The sequence below is a fragment of the Pseudoflavonifractor sp. HCP28S3_F10 genome (genome assembly GCF_052065415.1).
In the GTDB taxonomy this organism is placed as follows: domain Bacteria; phylum Bacillota; class Clostridia; order Oscillospirales; family Oscillospiraceae; genus Pseudoflavonifractor_A.
Genome location: NZ_JBQHUB010000001.1, coordinates 290,387 through 309,769, shown reverse-complemented (window position 1 = coordinate 309,769; position 19,383 = coordinate 290,387). Strand labels below are relative to the sequence as shown.

Here is a 19,383-nt window from a genome sequence, read left to right as displayed (position 1 = left end):
CCTCTGTCTTAAATGTCCTGGTCGTCCAGGAACGCGTCGTCCTCGTCCTCGGCGGCGTCGTCGGACACGGCCAGATCGTCATCGTCGCTCTCGGCCTTCAGGGTAAAGCCGGCGGCGCTGAAGTCAGACTCGCTGTCGTTGTCGCGGTAGCTGTAAAAATCGTCGTCGTCGCGGATGCGGTCGGGCTGGTAATCGTCCTCGTCGTCCTTGAGCTCGATCTCGTTGCCATCGCCGTCCAGCACCTTCATGTCCAGGCACAGGGACTGGAGCTCCTTGATGAGCACCTTGAAGGACTCGGGCACGCCGGGCTTGGGCACGTTGTGGCCCTTGACGATGGCCTCGTAGGTCTTGACGCGGCCGGTGACGTCGTCAGACTTGACGGTAAGGATCTCCTGCAGGGTGTAGGCCGCGCCGTAGGCCTCCAGGGCCCACACCTCCATCTCGCCGAAGCGCTGGCCGCCGAACTGGGCCTTGCCGCCCAGAGGCTGCTGGGTGACCAGGGAGTAGGGGCCGGTGGAACGGGCGTGGATCTTATCGTCCACCAGGTGGTGGAGCTTGAGGAAGTAGACGTAGCCCACGGTGACACGGTTGTCGAACCGCTCGCCGGTGCGGCCGTCATAGAGCCAGCTCTTGCCGTCGGGGGACAGGCCGGCCAGCTGCAGGGTCTCGGCGATGTCCTTCTCATCGGCGCCGTTGAAGATGGGGGTGGCCACCTTCCAGCCCAGGGTCTTGGCGGCGTAGCCCAGATGGACCTCCAGCACCTGGCCGATGTTCATACGGGAAGGCACGCCCAGGGGGTTCAGTACGATATCCAGGGGGGTGCCGTCGGGCAGGAAGGGCATATCCTCCTGGGGCAGGATGCGGGACACGACGCCCTTGTTGCCGTGGCGGCCGGCCATCTTGTCGCCCACGCTGATCTTGCGCTTCTGGGCGATATAGACCCGGACCACCTCGTTGACGCCGGGAGAGAGCTCGTCGCCGTTCTCCCGGGTAAAGACCTTCACGTCCACGATGATGCCGCTCTCGCCGTGGGGCACCTTCAGGGAGGTGTCACGGACCTCGCGGGCCTTCTCACCGAAAATGGCGCGCAGCAGCCGCTCCTCGGCGGTGAGGTCGGTCTCGCCCTTGGGGGTGACCTTGCCCACCAGGATGTCGCCGGAGCGCACCTCGGCGCCGATGCGGATGATGCCCCGCTCGTCCAGGTCCTTCAGGGCGTCCTCGCCCACGTTGGGGATATCACGGGTGATCTCCTCGGGGCCCAGCTTGGTGTCCCGGGACTCGGTCTCGTACTCCTCGATGTGGATGGAGGTGAACACGTCCTCCTTCACCATGCGCTCGTTGAGGAGGATGGCGTCCTCGTAGTTGTAGCCCTCCCAGGTCATGAAGCCCATGAGGATGTTCTTGCCCAGGGCGATCTCGCCGTTGGCGGTGGAGGGGCCGTCCACGATGACCTCGCCCTTGCTCACCTTCTGGTTGACCGACACGATGGGCCGCTGGTTGATGCAGGTGCCGTGGTTGGAGCGGAGGAACTTGGTCAGCTTATACTCCTTGGTGCCGATGTTGTCGTACCGGACGGTGACGTACTGGGCCGACACCTTGGTCACCACGCCGTCCTCCTCGGCCAGGATGGCCACCTCGGAGTCCACGCAGTTCTTGTGCTCCTGGCCGGTGGCCACGATGGGGGCCTGAGTGGTCAGCAGGGGCACGGCCTGGCGCTGCATGTTGGCGCCCATCAGGGCGCGGTTGGCGTCGTCGTTCTGCAGGAAGGGGATCATGGCGGTGGCGATGGAGACCATCATCTTGGGGGACACGTCGATATAGTCCACCTGATCCCGGGCCACCGACACGATCTCGTTGCGGTGGCGGCAGGTGATGCGCTCGTTGATAAAGCAGCCGTTCTCGTCCACCGGCTCGGTGGCCTGGGCGATGGTGTAATTGTCCTCCACGTCGGCGGTCATATACTCGATCTCATCGGTCACCTGGCCCGTCGCCTTGTCCACCCGGCGGTAGGGCGCCTCGATGAAGCCGAAGCGGTTGACCCGGGCGTAGGAAGCCAGGTAGGAGATCAGGCCGATGTTGGGACCTTCGGGGGTCTCGATGGGGCACAGGCGGCCGTAGTGGGAGTAGTGGATATCGCGCACGTCGAAGGAGGCGCGGTCACGGCTCAGGCCGCCGGGGCCCAGGGCGGACAGGCGGCGCTTGTGGGTCAGCTCGGCCAGAGGGTTGGTCTGGTCCATGAACTGACTCAGGGGGGAGGAGCCGAAGAACTCCTTGATGGCGGCGGTGACGGGCCGGATGTTGATCAGGCTCTGGGGGGTGACGATATCCAGGTCCTGGATGGTCATCCGCTCCCGGATGACCCGCTCCATGCGGGAGAAGCCGATGCGGAACTGGTTCTGCAGCAGCTCGCCCACGCAGCGCAGGCGGCGGTTGCCCAGGTGGTCGATGTCGTCGGCAGTACCCACGCCGAAGGCCAGGGCGTTGAGGTAGTTGATGGAGGCCATAATGTCATCCACGATGATGTGCTTGGGCACCAGGTCGTCCATGCGCTCGGCGATGGCTTCCTTCAGCTCGTCGCCGCTGTACTGGTCCAGCAGCTCCATGAGCACGGTGTAGCGCACCCGCTCATTGACGCCGCACTCCTCGGGGTCGAAGTCCACAAAGTGCTTCATCTCCACCATGTGGTTGCCAAAAACCCGGACCTGGACGCCGTCCGCATCCACCACGGCCTCGTTGACGCCCCGGGCCTCCAGCTCGTAGGCCCGTTCCCGGGTCAGCACCTCGCCGGCCTCGGCGATGATCTCGCCGGTGCGGGGATCGGCCACGGGAAGGGCCAGCTTCTGGCCGCTGAGGCGGGGACCCATGGCCAACTTCTTGTTGAACTTATAGCGGCCCACGGCGGACACGTCGTAGCGCCGGGGATCGAAGAAGAGGGCGTTGAGCAGGCTCTCGGCGGAGTCCACCGTGGGGGGCTCGCCGGGACGCAGCTTGCGGTAGATCTCCAGCAGCGCCTCCTCGTAGGTCTTACAGGTGTCCTTCTCCATGGTGGCCAGGATACGGGGATCCTCGCCGAACATCTCGATGATCTCGGCGTCGGTCCGGGGACCCACGGCACGAATCAGGCAGGTGATGGGAAGCTTGCGGTTCTTGTCGATGCGGACATAGAAAATGTCGGACAGGTCGGTCTCATACTCCAGCCAGGCGCCCCGGTAGGGGATGACGGTGGTGGCGTAGGTAACGTTGCCCGCCTTGTCCTCGGTGCGGCCGTAGTAGATGCCGGGGGAACGGACGATCTGGGAGACGATGACGCGCTCGGCGCCGTTGATGACAAAGGTGCCCGCCTCGGTCATCAGGGGGAAGTCGCCCATGAAGATCTCCTGCTCCTTGATCTCCTCGGTCTCCTTGTTGCGCAGGCGCACCCGGACCTTGATGGGGGCGGCATACGTGGCGTCCCGGGCCTTGCACTCCTCCACGTTGTACTTGGGAGGCTCATCCATGGAGTAATCAATAAAGGAGAGCTCCAGATTGCCGGCGTAGTCAGTGATGCAGGAGACATCCTTGAATACCTCCCGCAGGCCCTTATCCAGGAACCACTGGTAGGACTTCTTCTGGACCTCCAGAAGATTGGGCATCTGCAGGATCTCCTCATGGCGGGCAAAGCTCTTGCGGAGGGTCTTGCCGTAGTAGACGTCTTTGATTCTGTCCGTGACCATGCTGAACGACCATTCCTTTCCCTATGATTTCGTGCCTGGGCCGCGGCGGGCGCGGCTATGGTACGGTAACACGCGCATCCAAATTTTTCTTCCGTTTTTTCACCGCCGCAGGGCGGCGGAGCATGGAAACCCGCGTATTTTTGGTCATCTTGCTTCCTTTTTCCCGTCATTTCTCCCAAACCGGCCGGTTTATCCGGCCTTGATACGCCCGGCCAGGTTGACCGATTGTTCCTCATTTTATCTTGCGGGCTATGGGAAAACATGCTATACTGGCGGTAGCGTGGGGGGGTATGGAAGCTTTTTGCTCTGTCTATGAGAGCGTTTAAGTATACCATATATTTTCTTCCACGTCAAGTTATGCGTCGGTAAAGTTCGGAGAAATTCCGGACTTTTTTCATATCCGGAGGTAGCATCATGCCCGATTCCTTTCCCCCTCTCTCCCGTACCGTGTCCGTGCTCTGCACCGCCGTAGGCTGCGCCCTGCTGGCGGGGGCCTGCGCCTGTGCATTTCTGCTCCGGCTGGGAGGCCTGGCCCAGCATGTTTCAGTGGCCGTCCTGCTCCTGCTGTACGCCGCCCTTGCCCTTTTCCTGCTGGGCCGGGCAAAGCTCCCCGCTTCCTGGCTGGGCGCCGCCCTGCTGCCCATCGGTCTGGCCATTGTGCTGCGGGTGCTGTGTCTGGACCACGTCACTTATGACTACCGGGACTTTCTCTCCCAGTGGGCCGCCTTTTTCCGGGACAACGGGGGCTTTGCCGCTATTAAGCAGCCCATCGGCGATTACAACGTTCCCTACCTCTATTTTATGGCGGCCATCTCCTATCTGCCGGTGCCCGACCTCTACGCCATCAAGCTTTTTTCCATTCTCTTCGACGTAATTCTGGCCTGGGGCGGGCTCCGCCTGACCCAGGCCCTTACGGGCCGTCGGGACGGCCCGGCGGGACCGCTGGTTTTCCTGGCCCTTTTCCTTCTGCCCACCGTGGTGCTCAACGGCTCCTTCTGGGGACAGTGTGATTCCCTGTACGGCGCTCTGGTCCTCCACGCCCTGGCCTGCGTGCCGGACGGACGCCCCAAGACCTCGGTAGCCCTGTTGGCCGTGGCCTTCTCTTTCAAGCTCCAGACCATTTTCCTTATCCCCCTGTGGGGCGCCCTGTGGCTGGCCGGGCGGGTCAAATTCACCCATCTTCTGGTGTTTCCCGCCGCCTATGGCGCCACCATTCTCCCCGCCCTGCTGCTGGGAAAGCCCCTGGGCGATATCCTCAGCGTCTATTTCAACCAGGCCGGGCAGTACACTACCGCGCTGGCCTTCAACGCCCCCTCGGTGTTTGCCTTCCTGCCCTACGGCATGGAGGTGGATCAGGCTTTCTGGTCCCGGGCGGGCATCCTGACCGCCTTTGTCCTTTGCCTGTTTGTACTGGCATGGGCCCGGCGCCGCCGGGATACCCTGGATCGGGACGATATGATGGCGGCCGCCGCCGTGCTTGCACTGGGGGTCCCTTTTTTCCTGCCCTACATGCACGAGCGCTATTTCTTTCTGGCCGACGTCATCACGCTGGTCTGGGCTTTTCGGGACAAGCGGCGCATCCCCATTGCAGCGCTGACAGAGCTCTCCTCCCTCAGCTCCTACTGCGTCTACCTCCGGCTGCGGTACACCCTGCCTCTCCACTTTGCCGGCCATATCTGGACCATGGCTCTGGAGGCCATGTTTATTCTGGCCGCCCTGGTCCTGTCCCTGCGGGTTCTGATCAAGCCCGGCAAAAAACACGCGTGATATGGTGCTCCCCCGCCCAGGGGGAGCGTTTTTTGTCCCGTCGGGGGCAAAAGCAGCAACACTTGCAGCTTTTCGTCCCCGGTACTATAATAATGTCTGCTGAATAAACCGCTTTGCGGTTTATTCGTGCGGCAGCAGCCGCACAATTCGATCAAAAGGGCCATTCTCAGCCCTTTTGATCGAATTCAGACATTGTTACAATGCGTATTTCCGATGAAGCGCCGCAGCGCTTCATCGGAACGCATTATAATGGAGTATATATGCAGCGAAAGGAGATCACCATGCATCCGGAAGTAACGCTTTATATTGTCCGCCATGGCCAGACCATGCTCAATCTGCTCAGCCGGGCCCAGGGATGGGCCGACTCTCCCCTCACCCCCGCCGGCCGGGCCGGGGCCGCCGCCCTGGGCGAGGGACTGAGCCGGGAGGGCGTCCGTTTCGTCCTGGCCGCCTCCAGCGACAGCGGACGGGCTGTGGAGACCGCCCGCATCCTGCTCTCCCACAGCGGCCAACCCGATCTTACCGTCCGTCCCGATCCCCGGCTGCGGGAGTGGTGCCTGGGCCGCATGGAGGGCGGTCCCAACAAAGAGTTCCAAACCGCGATCCGCAATCCTGACGGCACCCCCTTTGCACTGGACGACCTCACCCTCCGTCTGCCCGAGGCCATTGATTATATTCACAACCATTTGGATCCCACGGGCATGAGTCAGTCCTTCCAGGAGATCAGTGACCGGCTCTCCGGCGCCCTTCACGACCTGGCCCAAGAGGCCGCTGCCGCCGGAGGAGGAAATGTTCTGGTGGTCTCCCATGCCCTGTCCATCAAGACCATGGTGTGGCTCCTCTGCCGGGAACGTTTGGAGGAGGTCATAATGATTCACAACACCAGTGTGTGTCGCTTCACTTATCGTGATGAACAATTCCACCCTCTGGAACTCAACGACACCCATTATCTGGACGGCGCCGCCGTCCCTGCCCGGTAGGTCCGTGGTGGCGCTGGTCACCGGGGGCAGCGCCAGCGGTAAGTCAGCCTGGGCCGAGGAGCTGATCTGCACCCTCTGTCCCGGCCCCAAGCTCTATCTGGCCACCATGCCCCCCTCCGGACCCGGGGCGGAGGCGCGCATCGCCCGGCACCGCTCCATGCGGGCCTCCAAAGGGTTTTCCACCCTGGAGTGTCCCGGTCCTCTGCCCATATCCCACATTCCCCCTGGCTCCGCCGTGCTGCTGGAGGACCTGTCCAACCTGCTGGCCAACCTGCGCTTCTCCCCCGCCCCTCCCACCGACTACGTCCAGGTCCTGTGGGAACAGCTCTCCGCCCTGGCCTGCCGCTGCGGCCATCTTGTGGTGGTCAGCAACGAGATCTTCTCCGACGGGGTGATCTACGACCCCGACACTACGGACTACATCGCCCTGTTGGGGAGCCTGAACCGGCTTCTGGCCCAGCGGGCCGACCTGGCGGCCGAGGTAGTCTGCGGCATCCCGCTGGTACTGAAAGGAGCCCTTCCATGCCCGCTTCCCTTGTGATCGCCTTCTCCACCTACTCCCGCATCCCCATGCCCCAGGTGGAGTGGAGCGAGAAAAACATGAAATACGCCATCTGCTTTTTCCCCCTGGTGGGGGCGGCCATCGGCGGAGTATTCCTGGGCTGGGCCCTCCTGTGCCGGGCGCTGGGGCTCAACGCCCTCCTCCGCGCCGCCGGGCTCACCGCCATCCCCCTGCTGCTCTCCGGGGGCATCCATATGGACGGCTTCTGCGACACGGTGGACGCCCTCTCCTCCCACCAGAGCCGGGAACGGAAGCTGGAGATCCTGAAGGACCCCCACGCCGGGGCCTTTGCCGCGGTGTTCTGCGGGGTGTGGCTGCTGCTGTGTTTCGCCGCCCTCACCCAGCCGGAGGACCTCCGCAGCTTTCTGGTGCTGGCCCCGGGCTTCGTGCTCTCCCGGGCCATGAGCGGCCTGGCCCTGGCCAACCTGAGGGGGGCCCGTTCCTCCGGCATGCTCCAGGCTTTCGCGGATTCCGCCCATAAGAGCGCCGTCACCTGGACCATGCTCTTCTACATCGCCCTGTCCGCCCTGGGGATGCTCCTGCTCTCCCCCCTCTCCGGAGGGGCCGCCCTGCTGGCGGCGGTGGCCTGCCTTCTTTACTACCGTGTGATGTCCTACCGCCAGTTCGGCGGCATCACCGGCGACCTGGCCGGGTATTTTCTCCAGCTCTGCGAGCTGGCCATGGCCCTGGCCGTCGCCCTGACCTGGAGGTACGTATGAAGCTGTATATCGGCGGCTGCCATCAGGGCAAGACCGCCTATGTCCTCGCCCAGACCGGTCTGCGGCCCGTCCCCTGCTCGCCGGAAGAGGCCCTCTCCGCCCCGGCAATCAACTCTTTTCACCTGCTCTGCCGCTCCATTCTGGAGCAGGGCGGCGACCTGAACGCCTATGTGGACGCCCTTCTGACGCGCAATCCTGAGGCGGTGGTGGTATCCGATGAAATTGGGCTGGGGGTGGTGCCCCTGGACCCCTTTGAGCGCCGCTGGCGGGAGGAGACCGGCCGGGCCCTGTGCCGCCTGGCCGCCGCCTCGGAGCGGGTGGAGCGCATCGTCTGCGGGATCGGGGTGCGGCTGAAATGACGGAATTTCTCTTCCTCCGCCATGGAAGAACAGCGGGAAACCTCACCGGGAACTACGTGGGCGGCCGTACCAACCAACCCCTGTGTCCCGCGGGTGAGGAGGCTCTCCGGGCCCAGTCCCGGGATCAGAGAGAATTGCTCAAGGCCGACCGGCTCTATGTCAGCCCCATGCTCCGCTGTGTCCAGACCGCCGCCATCCTCTTCCCCACCCTTGTTCCCACCCCGGTGGAGGGCTTCCGGGAGTGCGACTTCGGCGCCTTTGAGAACAGGAATTTTCAGGAGCTGGGCGGCGATCCCCGCTACCAGGCCTGGGTAGACGGCAACTGCGCCGGCCCCATCCCGGACGGGGAACATCCCGACGCCTTTATAGCCCGGTGCCGGGCCGCCTTTGCCCCTCTTCTGGCGCAGGACGGTGGAGGCCGCACCGCCCTGGTGGTCCACGGCGGCACCATCATGGCCATCCTCTCCGGCTTTGCCCGGCCGGAGAAGCCCTACTTCCACTATCAGGTCAAAAACGGCGGCGGCTATCTCTGCCGGGCCGAAAACGGCTTTCTTACTATTCTTTGCTCCTTTTGATCCATTAAAAACAACGAACGCCCGCTGCCATGGCAGCGGGCGTTTTATCTGTTTTGGGGCCTATTGGCAGCGGCCCCTACGGGGCGAGCCGCCGGGCGCTCAGATCCCGTCAGGCCGCGGGCTCCACGGTATAGCCCAGGGCCCGCAGGCCGGAGACGATGCCGCCGGGGTCCGTCATGTGACCGGCGCCCACCGCCATGAAATAGGTCTTGCCGTCGTTCCGGGCCAGGTAGGAGGCCGCGCAGTCGATCATCCCCGGGTCACGGTCGGTGAAGAGGCGGCGGTTGAGCTCGTCCTCGCTCTCCAGGATGGCCTTTTTGTCATAGGCCGCGGCGAAGGCCTCCAGGTCGCCCCGCTTCCAGGCGTCCATCATGGCGGACATGAGCTTCTCCTGCTCCTCCAGCGCCGCCTGGGTCTGCGGGTCGGTCCCGGTCTCCTCTCCGCTCATGGCGGCCTCCAGCAGCCCGAGGCTGCCCTCCAGCATCTGCAGCTGATAGTCCTCCGACAGGGTGTCGAAGATCTGCCCCTGGAAGGCGTAGTTCTCGGCGGCGCCGATGGTCTTCCCGGCGTTGACCGCCCGGGCGTTCACATAGAGATCCATGGCCATGGCGTTGCTGCCGGTGGACTCATCCTGCATGGTCACATTGTTGAGTGAAAGGGCCAGCACCCAGGGCTTCAGCGAGGCCACGGTGGCCTCGTCCATCCCCAGCGCTGCAAAATCCGCCACCGTGCGGGTATAGAGCTCCTCCGGGATATGGTCCTTCAGGGTGGTGCCGTCGGAGTAGACCTGCATGGCGGCGTAGGCCTGCAGGTCCTCCGGGTTGTTGAAATTCACCTCAAAGATCACCTCGGAGGAGGCGTCCACCGCCTCCCGCACCCGGCGGTGCATGGGGTACAGGTTGTCCCGGTCCACATGGACGGTGCCCAGCAGATAGAGGGTGGTATCCCCGTTGACCGCCTTCCACAGCAGGCCCCTGGCCCCGGCGTCATTGGCGTCATAGACCGCCAGGACGAGCCGGTCGGCCAGCACCATGGCCTCCTGATAGGTGCAAAGGCGGTCCAGACGGCTGCCCGTCCCGTCGCCGCAGAGCACGCCCAGTCCGGTCAGGAAGGCCTCGGGTCCCTGCTCCACGCCGTCGATCTCCCAGTCGGCGGCAGCCTGGTAGAGGGCGTTGACCACGCCGCCCCGGGTCCGGTCCACCACCAGTCCTTCCCCGTCCGGGGCGCTCTCCCGCTTCTCCAGTCCCAGCAGGGCCAGCTTGGCGGACACCGTCTCTGTCATGGCGGCAAGCTGCTCCTCCGTGACGGTCTCTTGGATGTAGGAGGGATAGTCATCGTCTATCAGTCCCAGCGCGTAGCTGTCGGCCAGATAGGGATAGGCCCAGGGATCGGGCCCCTGTCCTTCTCCCTCCGTTGCCAGAACGGGCGCGGTCATCAGCGCCGCCGAGAGCGCGCATGCCAGCAGCCGTTTTTTCCATTGCATGATCGTTTCCTCCTTACTGTTTTACTCTCCGAACAGTTCCAGCGCCTTCCGGGCCATCCGCTCTCCGTAGACCCGGAAGGTGGGCTCATACTTCTCCAGCTCGCCGCTGATGGCCACCGGCCCCAGGTGGATGAAGGGACGGCCCTTGCTGCCGCCGCCGGAATAGACCAGCATCCCCCGCACCATGAAGTGGGTCAGGATGCCCTGGATCGCCATATCGCCGCCGCCGTGGACATAGTCCGCCGTGGCGAAAGCCCCGCCCAGCTTGCCCGCCAGGCCGTATTTGCCGCTCTCGCTGTCCAGCCAGGTCTTGACGGCGGCGGCCATGCTGGCCACATAGGCGGGCGTTCCCAGTACGACGCAGCCGCTTTCCTTCACGAAATCGGCGTCGATGCCGTCCAGGGGGAAGGTGCGGACCTCCGTCCCCTCCACCGACGCCATGCCCTCGGCGATGGCCTGCGCCATCCGCGCGGTGTTGCCGGTCTTGGAAAAGTACAAAACAGAGAGTTTCATTTGATATTGCCTCCCGGGTATTTTCTTCTGATCCTGATTATATTCCCGGCCCGGCGGAAACACAAGCCCTTGCGCCAACGGCAAAATCGTTTTATGATAAAGATAAGAAAAATGTAAGAAAATCGCCGGAAAGCGAGGATGTCCTATGTTGATCGCCGATCTGCACATCCACTCCAAATACTCCCGGGCCACCAGCTCGGACTGCGTGCCCGCCGCCCTGGACTTCTGGGCCCGGCGGAAGGGCATCTCCATCGTGGGCACCGGCGACTTCACCCATCCCGCCTGGCGGGCCGAACTGTCTGAGGCCCTGGTCCCGGCGGAGGAGGGACTCTACACCCTGCGTGAGGACGCGGTGCGCCCCGGCGCGCCGGTGGGCGGAGCGGCTCCCCGCTTCGTAGTCAGCGGCGAAATCAGCTCCATCTATAAGAAAAACGGCAAGGTGCGGAAGGTCCACAACCTGATCCTCCTGCCCGACCTGGAGACCGCAGAGGTCCTCTCCCACCGGCTGGAGGCCATCGGCAACATCCACTCCGACGGCCGCCCCATCCTGGGTCTGGACTGCCGGGACCTGCTGGAGATCACGCTGGAGGCCGCACCCAACGCCATCTTCATCCCCGCCCACATCTGGACGCCCCACTTCTCCCTGTTCGGGGCTTTTTCTGGTTTTGACACCATCGAGGAGTGCTTTGAGGACCTGACGCCCCACATCCACGCCCTGGAGACCGGCCTCTCCTCTGATCCTCCCATGAACTGGCGCTGCTCCGCCCTGGACCGGTTCCATCTGGTGTCCAATTCCGACGCCCACTCCCCCGCCAAGCTGGGGAGGGAGGCCAACCTGCTGGACATTTCCCTCTCCTACCCCGCACTGGAAAAGGCCCTGCGCACCGGCCGGGGGCTGAAGGGCACTCTGGAATTCTTCCCCGAGGAGGGCAAGTATCACTACGACGGCCACCGCAACTGCCATCAGTGTCTCTCCCCCGCCGAGGCCGAGGCCGCAGGCGGCAAGTGCCCCGTGTGCGGCAAGCGGCTGACCACCGGCGTGCTCCACCGGGTGGAGCAGCTTGCCGACCGGCCGGAGGGCTACGTCCGCCCCCGCGCCCCGAAATTCGAGCGGCTCGCCCCTCTGCCCGAGATCCTCTCCGCCACTTTGGGCGGCGGACCGGACACTAAACGGAATCAGCGCCGCTATGAGGAGATGCTGTCCAAGCTGGGTCCGGAGTTCTATATCCTGCGCCAGGCCCCCCTGGAGGACATCGCCCGGGTGGCCGGTCCCTGCGTCACCGAGGGCATCCGCCGCCTGCGGGCGGGAAAGGCCCAGTGGGCCCCGGGCTACGACGGGGAATTCGGCGCCATGACGCTTCTGTCTGAGAGCGAGAAGGAGGCCTTCAGCGGCCAGGTCAGCCTGTTCGGCTGCGACGCGCCTCAGGCCGGGAGCCGGAAAAAGGCCGCCCCCGCCTCTCAGGCGGAGCAGGAAGCCCCGCAGGAAGAGGAACTCCCCTCCCCCGCCGGCGGTCTGGACCCGGACCAGAGCGCCGCCGCCCGCTGTCCCCACCGGGCCGTTGCGGTAGTGGCCGGACCGGGGGCCGGCAAGACCCGCACCCTGGTCTCCCGCATTCTCTGGCTGCTGGAGGAGCAGGGGGAGCGGCCCTCGGAGATTGCGGCGGTGACCTTTACCAACAAGGCGGCCGCCGAGCTGCGGGAGCGGCTGGAGGCACGGTTCGGGGACAAGCGGGCCCTGCGGGGCATGACCATCGGTACCTTCCACTCCATCTGCCTGGACCTGCTGGCCAAGGACGGGGACCCGGAGCGGCTGGTGGGGACCTATGAATCTCTGGAGCTGGCCGGCCAGGTCCTGCGGGCACTGGGGGTGAAGGCCGGTCCCGCCCAACTCCTGCAGGCCGTGTCCCGGCAGAAAAACGGCCTTCCGCCGGAGAGCGGCGACCTGGCCGCCGCCTGCGACTTCTACATCCGCCGCCTGCAGGAGCGGGGTCTGATGGATTTTGACGACCTGCTGCTGCGCACCCTGGAACGGTGGGAAGGCAAAAGCCGCTCCGACGCCCGCAAGTTCCGCCACCTGCTGGTGGACGAATTTCAGGACTGCAACGCCGTTCAATACCGGCTGGTCAAGGCGTGGAACCGGCTGGGCCGGAGCCTCTTTGTCATCGGTGACCCGGACCAGTCCATCTACGCCTTCCGCGGGTCCGACCCCGCCTGCTTCTCCCGGCTGGAGGAGGACTTCCCCGGCCTGCGCACCATCCCCCTGCGGTACAACTACCGCTCCACACCTGAGATCCTGGGCTGCGCCCTGGCGGCCATCGGCCCCAACGGCGGAGCTCCCCGGGACCTCCACGCCGTCCGCCGCTCCGGGCGGAAGGTCCGGCTGCTCCGCGCCGAGAGCGAGAAGGGGGAGGCCGTCTTTGCGGCCAGAGAGGTGAGCCGCCTGGTGGGCGGCGTGGACATGCTGCAGGCCCAGGCCCTGCGGGGGGCGGAAAAGCCCCGGAGCTTTTCCGATATCGCGGTGTGCTGCCGTACCCGCCGGCAACTGGAGCTTCTGGAGCAGTGCTTCCGCCGGGAGGGCATCCCCTGCGTGGTGGCCGGCCGGGAGGATTTCCTCAACGACGACATAGTCCGGGGGGCGCTGTGCTTTTTTCAGCTCCTGCTGGATCCGGAGGACGCCCTGGCTCTGGAGACCTGTCTCCGGCTGGTGTGGAGCGTCCCCGCCGACCTGACCCGGGCCGTGGCCGGCACCTGGGCCCGGGCGGAAGGCAGCGCCGCCCAGCGGGTCCGGGCGGTGGACGAGGCCTACGCCCAGGTTTCCATTCTGCGCCCCTGGCTGGACCTGACCGCCTTTTTCGGCCAGCAGGCCGACTGGGAACGGCCCTGGAGGCTGCTGGAACGGTGGGCCGCCCAGGCCGGCTGTACCGGCTCCGAGCCGCTGGAGCGCCTGCGCAACACGGCGGTCTTTTACCGCACCATGCCTGAGCTGCTCCAGGGCCTCACCCTGGGGAGCGAGGGAGACCTGCGCCGCCAGTCGGGCAGCTACGAGTCCGGCGCCGTCACCCTGATGACCCTCCACGCCGCCAAGGGGCTGGAGTTCCCGGTGGTCTTTCTCTGCGGCGTGCGCAAGGGGCTGCTCCCGCTGGAGTCGGAGCGCCGCCCCACCGACCTGGCGGAGGAGCGCCGTCTCTTCTATGTGGGCGTCACCCGGGCGGAAGAGGAGCTCATCCTTCTCACCTCCGGCGAGCCCTCCCCTTTCCTGGCCGGCCTGCCCTCCCTCCTGCTGGAGGAAGGAGAGGCCGCCCCCCGGCACAAAAAGCCGGACGACGGCCAGCTCAGCCTGTTCTGACCTCATATAAAAAACTCCGCCCGTCTGGGCGGAGTTTTTTATATGAGGCTTGTTCTCCTTATGCCGCCCGGACAGCGCTGTGGGTCCGGACGCAGTCCCGCAGGATGCCGGGGAAGGTGCGCAGGAACAGCACCGTGGTCACCGCGGCGGCCACCAGGTCGGCGATGGGTTCGGAGAAGAAGGTGGCCTCCGCAGCAAAGGAGATACCCTGTCCCTCCAGTCGCTCCAAGTGGCCGAAAAGTTCCTCCAGTGCCCAGGGAATACTCAGGACCGCAGACGTTGATTCTCTTTTCACCGAACCGGAGTTCCTCACTCCGGGTACGGTCGGGGCTGGTCTCCCCGGGGAGCAGGCAGTCCAGCCAGACCACGTGGTCCCGCACGGCGTTGAAGGTGACGGTGTAAACCATACTAGGCCTCCTTGATCCGGGTGCAGGAGAGATATTTTTCGCCTGCAGGCAGGTTGTGATAATCCCGGCAGCCTCCAGAGGGAACATGATTGTCCCGGAGACTTTGCAGAATTTGCTCTTGTCGGCCAGCACCCAGACGCGCCGGGCGGTTAGTTTCTTGACGGCGGCCTTCTCCGGATAGGTGGGGCGAAACCCCGGCTGACGGCGATACCATTGGTTCCGAGGAAGGCCAGGGTGAAGTTATACTTCCCCCTGGGGACTCAGGGCCTCCGCACCAATGGTGACAGCGGCGGTGCCGGGCTTGAGCCTGCCCCCCAGCTCGTGGATCTTCAAAATACTCTAAGCCAATTAAAGCAGGACAGACAAAGGGGACTTTTCCCGCTGAGGCAGGCGGCATAAGGGGAGAGTGGGGCGGAGGAGCAGCGCGTGGGGCGAGAAATTTGATTGCCGATCGATAATTGATATATGAGCGCAGATATGCTATACTATTGTATATTTGTCCAAAACAGTGGTTGGAGCGGCTGCTTGCGGGATTCCCGCTGGGGGGCCGGATCCGGCGGCGGGAGGCCGCTTTCCTGCCGCGGCGTACAGGTATATGGCTTGGGGAAGCTTTAATACACGGTATAAAGCCGTCACAATGAGAGGAACCATTGTATGGATAACACAAAGCTGCAGTGTGACCTGGAACGCTACTGTGCGTTGGCCATTTCATTGGGAATGACCGATGCAAAAGTGATTCCGGCCGCAGATATCATTATTGATCCGCGCGTGCGGATGAAGTGCCGGTATCCCCGTTGTGGGTACTACGCGAGCAACGGGAACTGTCCGCCCTATGCCTGCGATCTGGATGAAATGCGAGCGTGTACGGCGCGGTACGAATACGCCGTGTTCGTTATGAAGCGCTTTGCCCCGGAGGAACTGTTGGGGAAGGGCTGTGCAGACGCCGGCAGAGGCCAGGCGGGAGACACCCAGCGCCTGATGTATGAGACGGTGTCCCGGGTGGAGGCGGCGGCTTTCCAGGACGGACATGTGCTCTCCATGGGCTTTGCCAATGGACCGTGCAAGAAGCTTTTCTGCCCTAACGTTAAATGCAGCGCTATTGAGCCGGGAGGCGTATGCCGTTTTCCGCTGAAGAGCCGCAGCTCTATGGAGGGGGCGGGGATGGACGTCTATCGCATGGCGGAGCGCGTGGGCTGGAATGTGATTCCCGCCGGACACAGCACAACGCCGGAAGAGGTCCCGTATCTGACCGGTCTCGGACTGGTGATGGTGGGGTGACACTCCGTGGTTGATGTGACGCCTGCTGTGCTGATGATGCTCACGGTGTGCGCGGGGTCCTTTTTACAGGTGCATATCGGGCTCGGCCTGGGCATTTTGTGCATGACCCTCTTCCCAATACTTTTCCCACTCTCCACCGCCGTCGGACTCAACGTGGCTATCGCCAGCGTATCGGCCCTTTATATCATGTTCTCCCGTTGGAGGGAGATTCAGTGGAGTACTATCCTGCCGGTGACGGTGATTTCGCTCACCGTCAGTACGATGACAACGCTCTGCTCACTGCGGGTGGAGCAGAAAGTACTTAAAATCATCCTAGGCAGCATCCTGATCCTGCTGGCACTCTATTTTGCGTGGTTTGCCGACCGGATTCATATCCGTGCCTCGCGCCGGAACGGAGTGATTATGGGGCTGCTGGCCGGTGTGGGAAACGGTCTGTTCGGCCTAGGCGGGCCGCCCGTGGCGCTTTATTTTATGGCCTCTGTGGATGACACACAGCAGTATGTGGCGTCAATCCAGACGTACTTTTTCTTTTCCAACGTGGTGACCGCTGTTGTCCGTGCGGCCTCCGGCGCTTTTGAGCCGGCGCACATTCCGCTGATTGTGATCGGATGGGTGTGTACTGCGCTGGGGACTTGGGTTGGCCTGCGGACAAGCGGGCTGCTGCCCAAACGCATACTCCGGCGTTTGGCCTATATCTTTATTGCCCTGTCAGGCCTGACGCTGGTGATTAACTCTCTCTGAACGCGAGAACGAAAAACCGGAAACGGATAAAAGGTGAATTATGGATCAAAACGATATGGATCGAGAGATGGATAACGAGGAGGAGCAGCGCGAGAAAACAGAACAGATGGTCAGTCGGGATAATAGCCACCTCAATGTGCGGCGAATCCGCCAGATGAAGGGAATGACTCTGCGCCAGTTGGCCAAGGAGGCAAACATCTCCTTGTCCTATCTCAGCAATTATGAAAACGGCAAAGTGAATATCACCATCAGCTCTCTGCGGAAAATTGCGGAGGCTGTCGGTGTACCGGTGTCTGATCTGCTCACGGACAACCTGGAAAATGACGTGGTGATTGTCCCACGGGAGGAGCGCTATACCCGCATACTCTACGAGGCGGAGAGCGGAAAGGCTTATCAGGAGTACCTGATGTACAGCGGACGGGCGGTGATGCACGCCTCCTTCAACAGTCTGCCGCCTTACTCCGACTCCGGGGAGCCCACCTCACACTACGGGGAGGAGTTCATTCTCTCCACAAAGGGAACGGTGTCTGTCATCCTGGACGGAAAGGTCTACCGGATCCCGGAGGGGACGATGATCTACTACCGCTCCACATTCTTTCACAAGGTGGCTAATGAGACAGACAAGGAGGTCCGGTTTTTCCAGGTGAACACGCCGCCGACATACTAAAACCCATAAAATGGGTAAAATTGAGAAAGCGTTCTCTGATAAATAACAGGCATTCCACTAAAGCGCACGAAATATGACGCAAAGTGCCAGACACCAACCCGTTCCCGGCTTGGTGTCTGGCACTTTTTTATATCCGCTTTGATTCGGAACATCCAGAAAAGCGGTGCGGGCTGGCGTGAATTGTGTCGAAATTAAGTAGCAAATAATTTGTATTATACAATATTACATTTTAGTGAAAACAGCAAAATAGTTCTTTACAAAAAACAAATGTTGCTCTATAATAAAACAAAGCTTCCCCAGCAGAGATAAATGTACGCAAGACAAGTATATGTGAGAGCAGGACGAATGGGGTTGAAACCGAATTCCGGGCAGTCCCAAATATCAAAAAACGGAGGAATGGAACTATGAGCAAGACCGAACAGTGGAAGACCAGAATTCTGACCAAGAACGAGCTCGAGCAGGTGTGTGACATGAAGATGGCCCTCTCCGCCGTGGAGGACGCCCTCCGCTTCATCGGCACCGGCGATCTTGTCCAGACCGTCTGCGATGTGCTCAATCCCTCTGAGGGCAACTACTGCTTCCTGCTGCCCCACCCCGCCTACATCCGCCCCTGGAAGGTGGTCGGCGATAAGTGGCTGGGCTGCTGCGCGGGTAACCTGAACAAGGACCTGCCCTACACCGTGGGTGTAACCACCATCAACGACGCCGACACCATGATGCCCATTGCCTTCATGGACGCCACCTATCTCACCGGTATGCGCACTGCTGCCATGGCCGCTATCGGCACTAAGTATCTGGCCCGTAAGAACTCCGAGACTCTGGCCATCGTCGGCTGCGGCGTGCAGGGCAAGACCCACCTGGAGGCCATGTGCGAACTGGGGACCTTCCCTCTGAAGAAGATTCAGGTCTTCGATCTCAACAAGGGCGCCATGAACAACCTCAAGTCCTATGGCGAGAAGAAGTACGGCGTGGAGATCATTCCCTGCGACAGCGTAGCCGACGCTGTCAGGGGCGCAGACATCATCTGTATGCTGACTACCTGCCGTACTCCTCTTATTACGCTGGACATGATCGCTCCCGGCGCTCACCTTTGTCCTACCTGTCTGTGGGACATCGACATCCCCGGCATTCTGGGCGGCGTGGACAAGTGGATCCTCGGCAACGAGCAGGCCGATGTGTTCAACTTTGTCAACGACTTTGAGAAGAAGTACGGTCTGGGGATGAGTAAGGTATCCACCAACCTCAGTGAGATTGTCTGCGGCCGTGCCGCGGGCCGTACCTCTGACACCGAGCGCACCACCATGACCCACCTGGGCATGGGTGCCAACGATGTCGCCATTGCTTACAAGGCCTACGAGAAGGCGCTGGAAATGAACCTTGGCACCGATGTATGCCTGTTCAAGTAAACGCGCCGGGCCCCTGACACCACGAAAGGAGAGGTAAATCCAGTTATGTTCAGCAAGACGGGAATTCCTCTGTTTGAGGAGATGACCTGGAAAGAAGTGGCAGATGCGCTTCAGCAGACGGATATATGCATCATTCCGGTGGGTGCCATTGAACAGCACGGCTACCACCTCCCACTGGGAACGGACACTTATATCGCCCAGGAGATTGCCTGCCGGGCATGCTCTGTTCTAGACAAGCGTGGGTGTAAGGCCCTGGTGGGTCCCACGATTCCCTATGGCGTACACCCCGAGGCCATGCACTACCCCGGCAGCCTTCAGGTGATGCCTTCCACGCTGGTGCTGCTGCTCAAGGAAATGTGCGTGGGCCTGCAGAAGATGGGCTTCAATCACATTATTCTCCTCATGGGTCACGATGGAAATGTACCCGCCATGCAGGTGGCGGTGCAGGAGCTGGAAATTGAAAATAATCTGGACGTCATGTGCGTCAACTGGCTGCTGCCCCACTTGGGGGACCAGAAGCGCCTGGTGCCGCTGGACTTCGCCGATGGGCATGGCGGCGCGAGAGAGACGTCCCGCGCCCTGTCCTCCTTCCCGGATCTGGTGAAGATGGAGCTGGCCGAGCCCTACATTCCCTCCTTCCCCAAGAAAGATGTCCCCTGTTCGGCCGAACCCGTTCTGGGCGGCGCGGTCTACCGGCCCATCAAGGTCCCCTCCATGGCGTACTACCCGGACAACTGCCCCGGCCAGGACGGCGATGCCTCCTATGCCACGGCGGAAGCTGGTGACGCCCTCTATGACGCGCTGGGCGTCTGGTTGGCGGATCTGATGGTGCAGGAGTATGAACTCAAGTCGAAGGAGGATATGTAG

Annotated in this window: 16 protein-coding genes; 12 read left to right on the top strand and 4 right to left on the bottom strand. The window is 62.6% G+C overall.

What is annotated here, in order from left to right:
• Positions 1-8 precede the first annotated feature (8 nt).
• The gene (gene rpoB, locus ACTNBZ_RS01510; RefSeq protein ID WP_441207868.1) at positions 9-3,713 is read right to left on the bottom strand and encodes a DNA-directed RNA polymerase subunit beta; all 3,705 of its coding nucleotides are present in this window, start codon (positions 3,711-3,713) and stop codon (positions 9-11) included.
• 414 nt (positions 3,714-4,127) lie between these two features.
• Between rpoB and ACTNBZ_RS01505 the strand changes: the two genes are divergently transcribed.
• The 6 genes from ACTNBZ_RS01505 (at position 4,128) to ACTNBZ_RS01480 (ending at position 8,675) form a co-directional block, all read left to right on the top strand.
• Positions 4,128-5,480: a glycosyltransferase 87 family protein gene (locus ACTNBZ_RS01505; protein ID WP_441207867.1), complete on the top strand. Its 1,353-nt coding sequence runs from the start codon at positions 4,128-4,130 to the stop codon at positions 5,478-5,480.
• 260 nt (positions 5,481-5,740) lie between these two features.
• Positions 5,741-6,460: a histidine phosphatase family protein gene (locus tag ACTNBZ_RS01500; RefSeq protein ID WP_441207866.1), complete on the top strand. Its 720-nt coding sequence runs from the start codon at positions 5,741-5,743 to the stop codon at positions 6,458-6,460.
• Positions 6,461-6,467: 7 nt separating this feature from the next.
• Positions 6,468-7,001, top strand: coding sequence for a bifunctional adenosylcobinamide kinase/adenosylcobinamide-phosphate guanylyltransferase (locus ACTNBZ_RS01495; protein WP_441207865.1), 534 nt, complete (start codon positions 6,468-6,470; stop codon positions 6,999-7,001).
• A complete protein-coding gene (locus ACTNBZ_RS01490; RefSeq protein WP_441207864.1) occupies positions 6,983-7,741 on the top strand; it encodes an adenosylcobinamide-GDP ribazoletransferase in 759 nt (252 codons plus the stop codon). Before ACTNBZ_RS01495 ends, ACTNBZ_RS01490 begins: the two co-directional genes overlap by 19 nt.
• The gene (locus ACTNBZ_RS01485; RefSeq protein ID WP_441207863.1) at positions 7,738-8,100 is read left to right on the top strand and encodes a bifunctional adenosylcobinamide kinase/adenosylcobinamide-phosphate guanylyltransferase; all 363 of its coding nucleotides are present in this window, start codon (positions 7,738-7,740) and stop codon (positions 8,098-8,100) included. Before ACTNBZ_RS01490 ends, ACTNBZ_RS01485 begins: the two co-directional genes overlap by 4 nt.
• Entirely contained in the window at positions 8,097-8,675 is a 579-nt protein-coding gene (locus ACTNBZ_RS01480) for a histidine phosphatase family protein (protein ID WP_441207862.1), read from the top strand. The genes ACTNBZ_RS01485 and ACTNBZ_RS01480 overlap by 4 nt, the downstream gene beginning before the upstream one ends.
• 109 nt (positions 8,676-8,784) lie before the next feature.
• Here ACTNBZ_RS01480 and ACTNBZ_RS01475 read toward each other — a convergent pair whose 3' ends face one another.
• Positions 8,785-10,158, bottom strand: coding sequence for a TraB/GumN family protein (locus tag ACTNBZ_RS01475; protein WP_441207861.1), 1,374 nt, complete (start codon positions 10,156-10,158; stop codon positions 8,785-8,787).
• 21 nt (positions 10,159-10,179) lie between these two features.
• Complete coding sequence (locus ACTNBZ_RS01470; RefSeq protein WP_441207860.1) at positions 10,180-10,671, bottom strand: flavodoxin family protein; 492 nt, start codon at positions 10,669-10,671, stop codon at positions 10,180-10,182.
• A 145-nt stretch (positions 10,672-10,816) separates the two neighbouring features.
• Here ACTNBZ_RS01470 and ACTNBZ_RS01465 point away from each other — a divergent pair, with 145 nt between their 5' ends.
• Entirely contained in the window at positions 10,817-14,017 is a 3,201-nt protein-coding gene (locus ACTNBZ_RS01465) for a UvrD-helicase domain-containing protein (protein ID WP_441207859.1), read from the top strand.
• Positions 14,018-14,075: 58 nt separating this feature from the next.
• On the opposite strand, the gene ACTNBZ_RS01460 is transcribed toward ACTNBZ_RS01465, so the two are convergent.
• Positions 14,076-14,246 (bottom strand): hypothetical protein, encoded by a 171-nt coding sequence (locus ACTNBZ_RS01460; RefSeq protein WP_441207858.1) that lies wholly within the window; start codon positions 14,244-14,246, stop codon positions 14,076-14,078.
• An 832-nt stretch (positions 14,247-15,078) separates the two neighbouring features.
• Here ACTNBZ_RS01460 and ACTNBZ_RS01455 point away from each other — a divergent pair.
• The 5 genes from ACTNBZ_RS01455 to ACTNBZ_RS01435 all read left to right on the top strand — a co-directional run bounded on the left by ACTNBZ_RS01455 (position 15,079) and on the right by ACTNBZ_RS01435 (position 19,383).
• Entirely contained in the window at positions 15,079-15,702 is a 624-nt protein-coding gene (locus ACTNBZ_RS01455) for a DUF2284 domain-containing protein (protein WP_441207857.1), read from the top strand.
• 6 nt (positions 15,703-15,708) lie between these two features.
• Entirely contained in the window at positions 15,709-16,443 is a 735-nt protein-coding gene (locus tag ACTNBZ_RS01450) for a sulfite exporter TauE/SafE family protein (RefSeq protein ID WP_441207856.1), read from the top strand.
• 40 nt (positions 16,444-16,483) lie between these two features.
• Positions 16,484-17,110, top strand: a complete 627-nt coding sequence (locus ACTNBZ_RS01445; RefSeq protein ID WP_441207855.1) for a helix-turn-helix domain-containing protein — start codon at positions 16,484-16,486, stop codon at positions 17,108-17,110.
• Positions 17,111-17,514: 404 nt separating this feature from the next.
• Positions 17,515-18,516, top strand: coding sequence for an ornithine cyclodeaminase family protein (locus tag ACTNBZ_RS01440; protein ID WP_441207854.1), 1,002 nt, complete (start codon positions 17,515-17,517; stop codon positions 18,514-18,516).
• Positions 18,517-18,561: 45 nt separating this feature from the next.
• The gene (locus ACTNBZ_RS01435) at positions 18,562-19,383 is read left to right on the top strand and encodes a creatininase family protein (RefSeq protein ID WP_441207853.1); all 822 of its coding nucleotides are present in this window, start codon (positions 18,562-18,564) and stop codon (positions 19,381-19,383) included.

Bases quoted from the DNA above. Each gene is read 5' to 3' on its own strand.
- rpoB (WP_441207868.1), bottom strand. From the start codon at position 3,713: ATGGTCACGGACAGAATCAAAGACGTCTACTACGGCAAGACCCTCCGC.
- ACTNBZ_RS01505 (WP_441207867.1), top strand. From the start codon at position 4,128: ATGCCCGATTCCTTTCCCCCTCTCTCCCGTACCGTGTCCGTGCTCTGC.
- ACTNBZ_RS01500 (WP_441207866.1), top strand. From the start codon at position 5,741: ATGCAGCGAAAGGAGATCACCATGCATCCGGAAGTAACGCTTTATATT.
- ACTNBZ_RS01490 (WP_441207864.1), top strand. From the start codon at position 6,983: ATGCCCGCTTCCCTTGTGATCGCCTTCTCCACCTACTCCCGCATCCCC.
- ACTNBZ_RS01485 (WP_441207863.1), top strand. From the start codon at position 7,738: ATGAAGCTGTATATCGGCGGCTGCCATCAGGGCAAGACCGCCTATGTC.
- ACTNBZ_RS01480 (WP_441207862.1), top strand. From the start codon at position 8,097: ATGACGGAATTTCTCTTCCTCCGCCATGGAAGAACAGCGGGAAACCTC.
- ACTNBZ_RS01475 (WP_441207861.1), bottom strand. From the start codon at position 10,158: ATGCAATGGAAAAAACGGCTGCTGGCATGCGCGCTCTCGGCGGCGCTG.
- ACTNBZ_RS01470 (WP_441207860.1), bottom strand. From the start codon at position 10,671: ATGAAACTCTCTGTTTTGTACTTTTCCAAGACCGGCAACACCGCGCGG.
- ACTNBZ_RS01465 (WP_441207859.1), top strand. From the start codon at position 10,817: ATGTTGATCGCCGATCTGCACATCCACTCCAAATACTCCCGGGCCACC.
- ACTNBZ_RS01455 (WP_441207857.1), top strand. From the start codon at position 15,079: ATGGATAACACAAAGCTGCAGTGTGACCTGGAACGCTACTGTGCGTTG.
- ACTNBZ_RS01445 (WP_441207855.1), top strand. From the start codon at position 16,484: ATGGATCAAAACGATATGGATCGAGAGATGGATAACGAGGAGGAGCAG.
- ACTNBZ_RS01440 (WP_441207854.1), top strand. From the start codon at position 17,515: ATGAGCAAGACCGAACAGTGGAAGACCAGAATTCTGACCAAGAACGAG.
- ACTNBZ_RS01435 (WP_441207853.1), top strand. From the start codon at position 18,562: ATGTTCAGCAAGACGGGAATTCCTCTGTTTGAGGAGATGACCTGGAAA.